The sequence below is a fragment of the Senegalia sp. (in: firmicutes) genome (assembly GCF_052088025.1).
Classification (GTDB): domain Bacteria; phylum Bacillota; class Clostridia; order Tissierellales; family SIT17; genus Anaeromonas.
This window is the reverse complement of the sequence record NZ_JBQCYD010000058.1, coordinates 1-12,839: the sequence shown is the minus strand read 5'-3', so window position 1 is coordinate 12,839 and position 12,839 is coordinate 1. Positions and strand designations below refer to the sequence as shown.

At 29.2% G+C, this 12,839-nt stretch carries 12 protein-coding genes and 1 other annotated feature; of the genes, 10 read left to right on the top strand and 2 right to left on the bottom strand.

Annotated features, from left to right (window positions below; translation table 11 throughout):
* The first annotated feature begins 64 nt into the window (after window positions 1–64).
* Window positions 65–274: a binding site (T-box leader), on the top strand.
* Between the two features lie 62 nt (window positions 275–336).
* Genes hisS through ACTHUW_RS11575 form a run of 4 tightly spaced genes read left to right on the top strand, consistent with a single transcriptional unit; the run spans window position 337 to window position 4,160 of the window.
* Window positions 337–1,602 (top strand): histidine--tRNA ligase, encoded by a 1,266-nt coding sequence (gene hisS, locus ACTHUW_RS11590; protein ID WP_442213349.1) that lies wholly within the window; start codon window positions 337–339, stop codon window positions 1,600–1,602.
* 3 nt (window positions 1,603–1,605) lie between these two features.
* The gene (gene aspS, locus ACTHUW_RS11585; protein ID WP_442213347.1) at window positions 1,606–3,393 is read left to right on the top strand and encodes an aspartate--tRNA ligase; all 1,788 of its coding nucleotides are present in this window, start codon (window positions 1,606–1,608) and stop codon (window positions 3,391–3,393) included.
* A 54-nt stretch (window positions 3,394–3,447) separates the two neighbouring features.
* Window positions 3,448–3,870, top strand: coding sequence for a SoxR reducing system RseC family protein (locus tag ACTHUW_RS11580; RefSeq protein WP_442198038.1), 423 nt, complete (start codon window positions 3,448–3,450; stop codon window positions 3,868–3,870).
* A 17-nt stretch (window positions 3,871–3,887) separates the two neighbouring features.
* Window positions 3,888–4,160, top strand: coding sequence for a metal-sensitive transcriptional regulator (locus ACTHUW_RS11575; RefSeq protein WP_442198039.1), 273 nt, complete (start codon window positions 3,888–3,890; stop codon window positions 4,158–4,160).
* A 36-nt stretch (window positions 4,161–4,196) separates the two neighbouring features.
* On the opposite strand, the gene ACTHUW_RS11570 is transcribed toward ACTHUW_RS11575, so the two are convergent.
* Complete coding sequence (locus ACTHUW_RS11570; protein ID WP_442198040.1) at window positions 4,197–4,643, bottom strand: threonine/serine exporter family protein; 447 nt, start codon at window positions 4,641–4,643, stop codon at window positions 4,197–4,199.
* Window positions 4,630–5,436, bottom strand: coding sequence for a threonine/serine ThrE exporter family protein (locus ACTHUW_RS11565; protein ID WP_442198041.1), 807 nt, complete (start codon window positions 5,434–5,436; stop codon window positions 4,630–4,632). Before ACTHUW_RS11565 ends, ACTHUW_RS11570 begins: the two co-directional genes overlap by 14 nt.
* A 148-nt stretch (window positions 5,437–5,584) precedes the next feature.
* On the opposite strand from ACTHUW_RS11565, the gene glyA reads away from it, so the two are divergent.
* The 6 genes from glyA to spoIVA all read left to right on the top strand — a co-directional run.
* A complete protein-coding gene (gene glyA, locus ACTHUW_RS11560; protein WP_442198042.1) occupies window positions 5,585–6,823 on the top strand; it encodes a serine hydroxymethyltransferase in 1,239 nt (412 codons plus the stop codon).
* 134 nt (window positions 6,824–6,957) lie between these two features.
* Window positions 6,958–8,280, top strand: coding sequence for a DUF512 domain-containing protein (locus ACTHUW_RS11555; RefSeq protein WP_442198043.1), 1,323 nt, complete (start codon window positions 6,958–6,960; stop codon window positions 8,278–8,280).
* 10 nt (window positions 8,281–8,290) lie between these two features.
* On the top strand, window positions 8,291–9,607 hold the full coding sequence (gene der / locus ACTHUW_RS11550; protein ID WP_442198044.1) for a ribosome biogenesis GTPase Der: 1,317 nt from the start codon (window positions 8,291–8,293) through the stop codon (window positions 9,605–9,607).
* Window position 9,608: 1 nt separating this feature from the next.
* Complete coding sequence (gene plsY, locus ACTHUW_RS11545) at window positions 9,609–10,208, top strand: glycerol-3-phosphate 1-O-acyltransferase PlsY (protein ID WP_442198045.1); 600 nt, start codon at window positions 9,609–9,611, stop codon at window positions 10,206–10,208.
* Window positions 10,209–10,219: 11 nt separating this feature from the next.
* On the top strand, window positions 10,220–11,221 hold the full coding sequence (locus ACTHUW_RS11540; RefSeq protein ID WP_442210388.1) for an NAD(P)H-dependent glycerol-3-phosphate dehydrogenase: 1,002 nt from the start codon (window positions 10,220–10,222) through the stop codon (window positions 11,219–11,221).
* A gap of 143 nt (window positions 11,222–11,364) precedes the next feature.
* Window positions 11,365–12,839, top strand: a 1,475-nt coding sequence (gene spoIVA / locus ACTHUW_RS11535; protein ID WP_442213345.1) for a stage IV sporulation protein A, incomplete at its 3' end; no start/stop codon positions are given.

Genomic DNA, 12,839 nt, shown 5'->3' with positions numbered 1-12,839 from the left:
AAAATGAAAGCTTTAAAACAAATGTTGACAGAAAACTTTTAATAAATTATAATAAATACAATATAAACATACTATGAAGAGGAATAGTAATAAATTTTGTCATTTTTAGAGAGCTAATATTTGGTGAAAATTAGTAATGATAATTTATGAAGACACCTTAGAGTAAATAATTTGAACTGAAGTAGGATTATTCGTATATCTGCGTTAAAGATTTTAAGTGGGTTATATACCAATTTGGGTGGCACCACGGGAAACTTAAACTCTCGTCCCTTTCTATGTTTATAGGGATAGGAGTTTTTTATTTTACCCAAAATAAATTTTAGGAGGTTTTTTAATATGCTAACAAGAGCGCCAAGAGGAACAAAAGATGTATTACCTAATGAATCATATAAATGGCAATATCTAGAGAAAGTATTTAGAGAAGTTTGTAATAATTTCGGATATAAAGAACTTAGGACACCTACTTTTGAACATACTGAATTATTTGAAAGAGGAGTTGGAGAAACTACTGATGTAGTTCAAAAAGAAATGTATACTTTTTTGGATAAGGGTGATAGGAGCATAACTTTAAAAGCAGAAGGAACAGCCCCTGCTGCAAGAAGTTATATAGAAAATAAACTATATGCAGATCCACAACCTATAAAAACTTTTTATATAACTCCTATATTTAGATATGAAAGACCTCAAAAAGGAAGACTTAGAGAACATCATCAATTTGGTGTAGAGGTATATGGAAGTGAAAGTCCTTCAATTGATGCTGAAGTAATGAGTATTTTAGATAATTTATATAAGAAATTAGGAATCAAAGGAATTGAACTTCAAATTAATAGTATAGGATGTTCTAAATGCAGACCAAATTATGATCAAGCTTTAAAAGAGTTTTTAAATGAAAAATTAGATGATTTATGTGAAACTTGTAACTCTAGATTTGACACTAATCCTATGAGGATATTGGATTGTAAAAATGACAATTGTCAAAAGCAATTAGAAGATGCTCCAACAATGTTAGATTACCTGTGTGATGAATGCAATCAACATTTTGATATGGTTAAAGCTTATTTAGATAATTTAGAGATTGAATATATTGTTAATCCAAGAATTGTAAGAGGACTTGATTATTATACTAAAACAGCATTTGAATTTATATCATCTGAAATCGGTGCAAAGAGTACTGTATGCGGTGGGGGAAGATATGATGGATTAGTAGAGCAAATAGGAGGACCTCACACGCCAGCTATAGGATTTGGAATGGGCATGGAGAGATTACTTCTTACTTTAGAAAACAATGATATAGAGCTACCTAAAGATGATGATTTAGATATATTTATAGTTACAATGGATGAAAAATCAAAAGCTCTTGCAATGAAGATAGTAAAGGATCTAAGAGAAATAAACATATCTTCAGATTTAGATCATTTAAATAGAAGTGTAAAAGCACAATTTAAATATTCAAATAAGTTAAACTCTACTTATACAATAGTCATAGGCAATGATGAAATAGAAAATAAAAGTGTAAAAATTAAAAATATGAAAACTAGTGAGCAAGAAGAGATAAGTTTAGAAAACATAGTAGAAAATATCAAGAAAAAAATAAGGAGGTAAAGAATGAGTGAAGGATTAGGAAATCTTAGAAGAAGCCATATGTGTGGAGATTTAAGAGAAAAAAATATAGATGAAGAAGTAATACTCATGGGTTGGGTACAAAAAAGACGTAATTTGGGTGGATTAATATTTGTAGATTTAAGAGATGTAACGGGTATTTCACAAATTGTATTTGATAGTGATGTTTCAAAAGAAAGTTTTGAAAAAGCAGATAGTTTAAGAAGTGAATACGTAATTGCAGTAAGGGGAAAAGTAGTAGAGAGACAATCAAAAAATGATGATATACCTACAGGTAATATAGAAGTTTTTGCATATGAGCTTAAAATATTAGATGAATCAGAAACTCCACCTATATATATAAAAGATAATGATGAAGTATCTGAAAAAATGAGACTCAAATACAGATTTTTAGATCTAAGAAAACCATCAATGCAAAAAAACCTTAAGATAAGACATGAAGCAGCAAAAATCATAAGAAATTTCTTTGATGAAAATTCATTCTTAGAAATAGAAACACCAGTTTTAAACAAACCTACACCAGAAGGAGCTAGAGATTATTTGGTTCCAAGCAGAGTAAATCCAGGTAAATTTTATGCATTGCCTCAATCACCTCAGCTTATGAAACAACTCTTGATGGTTTCTGGTATGGATAGATATTATCAAATAGTTAAATGTTTTAGAGATGAAGATTTAAGGGCAAATAGACAACCAGAATTTACTCAAGTTGATGTGGAGATGTCTTTTGTAGATATAGAAGATGTCATAAGTTTAAATGAAAAACTAATTTATAAGATATTTAAAGAAATAAAAGGTATAGAAATAGAACTACCGATAAAGAGAATGAAATATGATGAGGCGATGAATAGTTTCGGTTCTGATAAACCAGATTTGAGATTTGGATTTAAAATAAATGATATATCAGATGTGGTAAAGAATTCAGATTTTAAAGTTTTTAGTGGTGCAGTTAATAGTGGTGGGACAGTTCGAGCTATAAATATAAATAATCATGCAGATAAATTCAGCAAAAAGAAGATTTCTAAAATAGAAAAAGAAGTTAAGACTTATGGAGCAAAAGGACTTGCTTGGATGAAAGTAACAAATGATGGAATTGAATCTCCTATAGCCAAGTTTTTATCCGAGGAAGAATTAGAAAATATATTGAAAACTTTAGATGCCAATGAAGGAGATATAATTTTTATAGTAGCTGATAGTGAAAAAATAGTTCTTGATTCACTAGGGTTTTTAAGAAGCCATATAGCTAAATTTTTAGATATTATTGACGAAGATAAATTTGAAATGGTATGGATAACAGAATTCCCACTATTTGAATATGATGAAGATGAAGATAGATTTGTTGCAAAGCATCATCCATTTACTCATCCGGTAGATGAAGATATAGACTTACTTGAAAGTAATCCGCATAAAGTTCGCGCCAAAGCTTATGATATTGTAATAAATGGTGATGAAATAGGTGGAGGTAGTATAAGAATAAATAACGCTAAACTTCAACAAACAATGTTTAAAGCATTAGGTTTTAGTGAAGAAGAAGCATGGAAGAAGTTTGGTTTCTTGCTTGAAGCCTTTAAATATGGCGTTCCACCTCATGGAGGTATAGCATATGGTCTTGATAGACTTGTAATGCTCCTTACTGGCATGAAGAATATAAGGGATGTAATAGCATTTCCTAAAACGCAAAATGCAACCTCACTTCTTACAGAGGCTCCTACTGAGATAACAAAGGAACAACTCAAGGAACTTTCAATAGAAGTAATAAAAGATGAATTGAAATAGGTTTTTCTATATGATATTATTACTATATAGATATAGTAATAGGGAGGAAAAAACATGGATCAAGTAGGATATGTTGTAGAAACAAAAGATGATTATGCTGTAGTCGATGTTAGAAGAACTAGTGCATGTGGAGATAAATGTGGATCTTGTGGTGGAGGGTGCTCTGTGCCTGCTATGAGAGTAAATATAAAAAATACTATAGGTGCAAAGGTAGGTAATTTCGTAGAAATAGAGATGGAAACTAAGTCCCTTATGAAATCTGCTTTTATAGCTTATGTAATACCTTTAATAATGCTTATAGTTGGAATATCATCAGGTGTTTATTTTTTTAACAATCTTGGATTTGAAAGTTATGAAGTGCTAGGAATTTTGACTGGTTTTGTAGCTTTAGTTATATCTTATTTTTTACTTAAATTAATTGATAATAATATCAAAAAAAATAAAACTAATCAATTGAAAATTATAAAAGTTATATAGTTTATGGAGGATTTAATATGGAAGATATAACTACAAAGAAAAGTTCTATAACAAGGCTTAGAAAAATTGAAGGTCAGATAAAAGGAATTCAAAAAATGATTGAAGAAGATAAATATTGTGAAGACATCCTTGTTCAAATCACAGCAGCTAAATCAGCTTTAAATAAAGTTGGAGGTATAATTTTAGAAAACTATACTAAAAACTGCATAAAAAGAGATTCCTCAGATGAAAAAGATAGTGAAGAAAGTATACAAAAATTAATAAATATAATAATGAAATATAATAATTAATAAAAATGTTGTAAGATAAAATATCTTGCAACATTTTTATTTGTACATTTTTTTCATCTTTGTTTCTCTAATTATTTTTGCACTAGAGATTGAAATTATTATTGCAGATGCTATAGCTGCTGCAATAAATATAGTTTCACTTCCTATTTCTGCAGCTTCTAAGAAATTTTTATTAGTTATATTGACCATAGTATAATACATTCCAGATCCAGGTACCAAGGGTATAATTCCAGGGATTATAAATACAGTAGCAGGTTTTTTGAACTTTCTAGCAAAAAATTCTCCGATAATTCCAACACTTAGGGCACCAAAAAAAGAACCAGAAACAGGGGAATTTAATACCCTAACAAATAATATATAAATTATCCATCCTAAAGCTCCGTTTACACCTGACTTAATAATGGAATCTCTAGATATATTAAAAATAATAGAAAATCCAATTGTAGACAGGAAGGCAAATAAAAAATTTTTAAAATAAAACATTTACAGCACTCCTTATATTATCAATATTTCCAAATGCATTTACAATAATTCTTAAGGTTACACCTACTCCTAAAGCTATAGCAAGTGCTATTATTATAGCTTCTACAGTTCTTGAAATACCTGATAAGAAATCTCCAGATATAGAATCTCGTATTGCATTTGTAATAGCAACACCAGGAACCAGTAACATAAGGGAGCCTATTATTATATTATTTATATTGCTACCAAGACCTAAGGTATATAATATTACAGCAAAAAATGTCACAAAAATTCCACCAATTACATTTGATAAGAAGAATGATATAGGTAATTTTTTTATTTGATCTAGTAAAAAAATTAGAGAAGAACTAGTTATAAAAGAAGCTAGAAAATCCAGTAAACTTCCATCAAACATAAGTGTAAAAAAACCTCCTGCAACTCCAGCAAATAAATATCTGATTTTATTTTTATAAGGAATACCTTGATCTATCATAGTTAATTTTTTTATACCTTCTGATATAGTCATATCTGTAGATACAAAATTTCTTGAAAAATCATTTACCATTTCTATTTTATGTAAGTCTATAGATATTGAATTGATTCTTTTTATATAAGAAAATAAATCATCTTCATGTTCAACTGATAAAAATATGCCTGTTGGAGTAACAAATGTCTCTACAAAGTCTATATTTCTTGATTTACATATCCTTGCAATAGTATCTTCAACCCTATAAGTTTCTGCACCATTTTTAAGCATTATCTTACCCGCAAGTATTGATAATATCAATAAGTTTTTAATTTCACTTCTTTCCATTCACTCACCCCATACTAATACATTTATTTTTAAAGTGTCACTATATTATATTATTATAACATCCATATAATAATAAACAATAAAGATTTGACTAATGGCAATTTTTTGTTTATTATTATATTAAACTACTTTGAAAGGTGATGGTAAATTGAAAAGTCTTGAAAATCATGACAAGGAAATATTTGAGCTAATAAACAAAGAGTATAAGAGACAAAAAGAAGGTTTAGAACTTATTGCATCAGAAAATTATGTGACAGATTCAGTACTTGAATCTGCAGGAAGTATATTAACAAACAAATATGCAGAAGGATATCCAGGAAAACGATACTATGCTGGATGTGAAATTGTAGATGAAGTAGAAGATTTAGCAAGGGAAAGACTAAAAGAATTATTTGGTGCAGAACATGCAAATGTTCAACCTCATTCTGGTTCAAATGCTAACTTAGGAGTATATTTTTCTATACTTAAACCAGGAGATAAAGTTTTAGGAATGAATTTAAGTCATGGTGGACATTTAACTCATGGAAGCCCTGTAAATATTTCTGGAACATATTATAATTTTGTATCATATGGAGTAGATAAGGAAACACAGACAATAGATTATGATGAAATACTTAAAATAGCTAAAGAAGAAAAGCCAAAGTTAATAGTAGCGGGAGCAAGTGCATATCCTAGAGAAATAGATTTTTCTAAATTTAGAGATATAGCTAAAGAAGTTGATGCATATTTAATGGTTGATATGGCACATATAGCAGGTCTTGTAGCAGCAGGTATTCATATGAACCCTGTAGAATATGCTGATTTTGTAACTACTACAACTCATAAAACCCTAAGAGGACCTCGTGGAGGAGCTATTCTTTGCAAGGCAGAGCATGCTAAGAAGGTGGATAAGGCAATATTCCCTGGAATTCAAGGTGGACCACTTATGCATATTATAGGTGCCAAAGCAGTAGCATTTAAAGAAGCATTAACAGATGATTTTAAAGAGTATCAAAAGCAAGTAGTAAAAAATGCTAAAGCTCTAGCAGAAGGACTTACTAAAAGAGGAATTACACTTGTTTCAGGTGGTACTGACAATCATCTTATATTAATTGATGCAAAAGCAAATGATTTAACAGGAAAAGAAGCAGAAAAATTACTTACTGATGTAGATATTACAGTAAATAAAAACACTATACCATTTGATACTGAGTCTCCTTTTGTAACAAGTGGAGTAAGAATAGGAACACCAGCTGTGACAACAAGAGGCATGAAGGAAGAAGAAATGGATATTATAGCTGATATTATGCATAGAGCTATAACAAAAGCTGATGACTCAGAAAAACTTAAAAAAGAAGTACATGAACTTACAAGCAATTTTGATTTACCATCAAGAGCACTTATATAAGTGCTCTTGTTTTTTTGTTCACTTTTATTGATTTATATGGTATATAATGATAACATAGCGTAAGTATAATAGGAAAAAAGAAAGTATTATGGTATAATTGTTGTAATCAGGTACTAAGTTAGGAAGGATATAATATGGAATTAAGAAATATAAATGAGAATATAAATATAATAGAAAATATTAAAGCTCATAGTATAGGAGAAGAAATGGATGTAGAAGTAGGTGATATACTTATTTCTATTAATGACAATATTATAAAAGATATTATTGATTATAAATTTCATATTTCTGATGAATACGTAATAGTTAAGATAAAAAAAGCAAATGGAGAAATTTGGGATTTAGAAATAGAAAAAGAATATGATGAGGATTTAGGCATAGAATTTTCTAATTCTTTAATAGATAAGGCAAAGAGCTGTAGAAATAATTGTATGTTTTGCTTCATAGATCAATTACCTGAAAATATGAGAGAAACTTTATATTTTAAAGATGATGATTCTCGTCTTTCATTTTTACAAGGTAATTTTATCACGCTTACAAATATGAGCGATGAAGATATAAATAGGATTATAAAATATAGAATAAGTCCTATAAATATATCTGTTCATACTACAAATAAAGATTTACGAGAAGAAATGCTAAACAATAAAAATGCAGGAAAATTATATGACATTTTAAAAAGGTTTAATGAAGCAAATATAGAAATGAATGCTCAGATTGTTTTGATACCAGGAGTAAATGATGGAATTGAACTAAAAAACACCTTAAATGATCTATCAAAACTTTATCCTAATATAGAAAGTGTAGCTGTAGTACCTGTTGGACTTACAAAATACAGGGAAGGACTTAAAAAGGTAGAGGCTTATAATAAGGAAAAATCAACTAAATTATTAGATGAAATAAAAGAATATCAAAATAAATATCTAAAAGAATTTGGAAGTAGCTTTATATTTGCATCAGATGAATTTTATGTTTTAGCTAATAGAGAGTTACCAACATATGAAGATTATGAAGGATTTCCTCAGATAGAAAATGGTGTTGGTTTACTTAGGGATTTTAAAGCAAGTATAGAAGAAGAATTATCTAAAATAAAGGATGTAAAAGTAAATAAAAAAGTTTTAATTGCAACAGGAACTCTTGCATATGATTTTATGTGCCATATATCTAAAATGATAAGTGATAAAATTCCTGGATTAAATATAGAAGTTATTGAAGTTAAAAACGACTTTTTTGGTCATACTATTACTGTGTCAGGGCTTATTACAGGTAAGGATTTAATCAAAAATGTAGAAAAGAAAGATTTTAATCAACTTATAATACCAGAATCAATGCTTAGAAATGGTGAAGAAGTTTTTTTAGATGATATAAGCTTAGAAGATGTAAGAAACAAAATAAAAAAAGATGTATTTATATCAAAAGTAAATGGCTTTGATTTTATAAATACATTAATAAATTAGAGGTGAAGATATGGCTAGACCAATACTTGCTATAGTGGGAAGACCCAATGTAGGCAAATCAACTTTGTTTAACAGAATTGCAGGAAGAAGAATATCGATAGTAGAGGATACACCAGGTGTTACACGAGATAGGATATATGCTGAAGGTGAATGGTTAAATAATTATTTTACTATGATTGATACTGGAGGAATTGAACCAGATAGTGAAGATATCATATTATCTCAAATGAGAAATCAAGCTGAAATAGCAATAGAAACTGCTGATGTAATAATCTTTATGGTAGATGGTAAAGAGGGGCTTACATCTACAGATAGAGAAGTTGCAAGTATGCTTAGAAAATCAAGTAAGAAGGTACTTTTAGTAGCAAATAAGGTGGATTCTCACACTCCACCGGATACTATATATGAATTTTATGAATTAGGATTATCTGAGCCAATAATGATATCTGCAAGTCATGGATATAGTATAGGAGACTTATTAGATGAAGTTATAGCTAATTTCCCAGATGATAAAGATATGGGATATGAAGAAGATGTTATAAAAGTAGCTGTTATAGGTAAACCAAATGCAGGAAAATCTTCTCTTATAAATAAAATATTAGGCGAAGAACGTGTAATAGTAAGTGATATTCCAGGTACTACAAGGGATGCTATTGATACTCCATTTAATGTTGGAGATGAAAAGTATGTGTTTATAGATACTGCAGGAATGAGAAGAAAGAAAAAAGTAACAGAAAATATTGAAAGATATAGTGTTGTTAGAGCACTTACAGCAATTGAAAGATCAGATGTATGTTTGATTGTAATCGATGCAGAAGAAGGCGTTACAGAACAAGATAAAAAAATAGCAGGCTATGCTCATGACAATGGTAGAGCTGCTATAATATTAGTTAACAAATGGGATTTAATAGAAAAAGAAGATAAGACATATTTAAAATTTGAAAAAGAAGTTAGAAATGAATTATCTTTTATGACCTATGCACCTATTATACTTACTTCTGCATTGACAGGAAAGAGAATAAATAGAATTATTGATCTAATAAAAATTGTATCAAATAATCATTCTATGAGAATAAAAACAGGAGTATTAAATGATATAGTAGGAGAAGCAATCCTTATGAATCAACCACCTTCAGATAAAGGTAGAAGGCTTAAGATTTTTTATGCAACTCAGGCTTCTTCTAAACCACCTAAATTCATAATTTTTGTAAATGATAAAGAATTAATGCATTTTTCATATGCAAGATATTTAGAAAATCAAATAAGAAATTCATTTGGACTGGAAGGTACACCTATTTGGTTCGAATTTAGGGAAAGGGGAGAGTAATTTGCTTAATATCCTTTTGGTAATACTAATATCTTATGCTATTGGTAACTTTTCTACATCATTTATATTAGGAAAATTGATAAAAAAAACCGATATTAGAACAAAAGGTAGTGGAAATGCTGGAGCTACAAATGCTTTAAGAGTTTTTGGGAAAAAAATTGCTATTATAACATTTCTTTTTGATGCATTAAAAGGTATCATAGCAGTAATAATAGGTCAAATGTTACTTGGCTATAGTGGTAGTCTAATAGCAGGAGTATTTGCTGTAATAGGTCATGATTTTCCAATTGTACTTAAATTTAAAGGCGGCAAAGGTATAGCAACTACAATTGGTGCTGCAACATTCATAAACCCTGTTCCTGCTTTAATTGCAATAATAATAGGTATATTAATAATTATAAAAACTAAATATGTATCATTAGGATCTGTTTTAGCTATATCTTTAGTTCCATTTATAGCTTTATTAATAGTTCGTCCTTTTGACTTGAAATATATTCTATTTTTAGTGGTATTAGCTGCTATTGCTGTGTTTAGGCATAAATCTAATATAAAAAGATTATTAAATGGTGAAGAATCTAAAATAGGACAGAAATCAAAATAGGAGGATTTTTTATGGATAAAAATATTTGTGTATTAGGTGGAGGTAGTTGGGGTAGTGCTCTATCTATATTACTTGCTAAAAAAGGTGTAAAGGTAGATTTGTGGGTTAGAGATGAAAAGAAAGCAATAGAGATGAATGAATCAAGAGAAAATATAAAATATTTACCTGGTGTAATCTTACCAAGTAATATAAATATAACTTCTAATATAAAAGAAGCTATAAAAGAAAAAGACATATTATTATTAGCTGTTCCTACTCAAGCTGTAAGGGCTACTTTAGAAAACATAAAAGATCATATAAAAAAAGATCAGATTATAGTAAATGTTGCAAAGGGAATAGAAGTTGGAACACTTTTAAGGATTTCACAAATAGTTAAAGAGTTAGTTCCAAACTCAAAATATGCCATTCTTTCAGGCCCATCCCATGCAGAAGAAGTTGCAAAGGATATTCCTACAGCTATAGTAGTTGCTTCTAAGGATAAGGAGACGGCACTATATGTTCAAGAGTTTTTTATGACACCTAAATTCAGAGTATATACTAATGAAGATGTAGTAGGTGTAGAACTTGGAGGAGCTATAAAAAATGTGATAGCACTTGGGGCAGGTATATCAGATGGATTAGGCCATGGAGATAATACAAAAGCAGCTTTAATGAATAGAGGTATAATAGAAATTGCAAGACTTGGAGAAAAAATGGGAGCAAATGCTATGACTTTTGCAGGACTTTCTGGAATTGGTGATTTGATAGTAACTTGTACAAGTATGCATAGTAGAAATAGAAGGGCTGGTATAAAAATTGGAGAAGGTCTTTCTATGGAAGAAGCAAGTCGCGAAGTTGGTATGGTAGTTGAAGGAATAAAAACTTCTAAATCTGCTTATAATTTAGCAAAAAAATTAAATGTTGAAATGCCTATAATAAATGAAATATATCAAGTTTTATATGAAGGCAAGGATGTTAAAAATTCAGTTATAAATCTTATGCTTAGAGATAAAACCCATGAAGTAGAGATGTAAAAAAAAAAACTTTAAAAATAACCTTAAAATATTTAAATATTTTAAGGTTATTTTTTAATGCTTGTAATATTTTGATTTCAAGTTCAATATATATAATTTAAGAAGATATATGATTTGTTTAATTTATAAGGGAGGCGACGTTAGTGGATAAATTCAATATATATAAAGAAATCTCTGAGAGAACTGATGGGGACATTTATATTGGAGTTGTAGGACCAGTAAGGACAGGAAAGTCAACATTCATTAAAAAGTTTATGGATCAGTTAGTTATACCAAATATAGAAAATGAGCATAGAAGAGAAAGGGCAAAGGATGAATTGCCTCAATCTGGTGCAGGTAAAACTATTACTACTACAGAACCTAAATTTGTACCAAGTGAAGCTGTAGATTTAACTTTAGAAGATAATATTAAATTTAAAGTAAGAATGGTAGATTGTGTGGGGTATTTAGTAGATGGGGTATTAGGCCACGAAGAAAACAATATGCCAAGGATGGTTACTACACCTTGGTATCAAAAGGAAATTCCTTTTGAAGAAGCAGCTGAAATAGGAACAAGAAAAGTTATAACTGATCATTCTACTATAGGTATTGTAATTACAACTGATGGATCTTTTACAGATATTGATAGATCAAGTTATATTTCATCAGAGGAAAGAGTAGTAAAAGAACTTCAAGAATTAGATAAACCATTTGTAATACTTTTAAATTCAAAGCACCCAACACTTGATAGTACACTAGCACTTAAAGAAAATTTAGAAGAAAAATATAAGGTTCCTGTAATAGCTGTAGATTGTATGAATTTGGAAATTCAAGATATTACTTCTACACTTAATAAAGTGCTTTTAGAATTCCCTATTCAAGAAGTTAATATTGATTTACCTGGTTGGGTAGATGGATTAAGTACTAAACATTCTTTAAAGAAAAAAATTATTGAAACAGTAATAGAAAATACATCTAATATATATAAATTAAGTGAAATTAATAAAGCGGTTAATATAATGAGCCAATGTGATGTTGTTGAAAAAACAAACATAAATGAAATAAACTTAGGCAGGGGAGTAGTAAATATAGATTTGGGGGTTGATAATAGCATATTCTACAATGTAATAAGTGAATCAACAGGATATGATATTAAAGGGGAACATCAAATATTAAGTCTAGTAACAAAACTTGCAGAAATTAAAAAAGAACATGACAAAATTAGGGTGGCACTTGAAGATGTAAAACAAACTGGATATGGGCTAGTTTCTCCAAGTATAGATGAATTAGAATTATTAGAGCCTGAAACCTTCAAAGATGGTCATAGATTTGGAGTGAGATTAAAAGCAAATGCACCATCACTTCACCTTATAAGGGCTGATATTGCTACAGAAGTTTCACCTATAATTGGAACTGAAAAACAAAGTGAAGAATTAGTTAATTATCTTTTAGAAGAGTTTGAAAATGATCCTGCAAAAATTTGGGAAACTAATATGTTTGGCAAATCTCTCCATGAATTAGTAAATGAGCAATTACAAACAAAAATAAATATGATGCCTATTGATGCTAGAAGTAAGATACAAAGAACCTTACAAAGAATTATAAACAAAGGTAGTGGCGGATTAATTTGCATTATAAT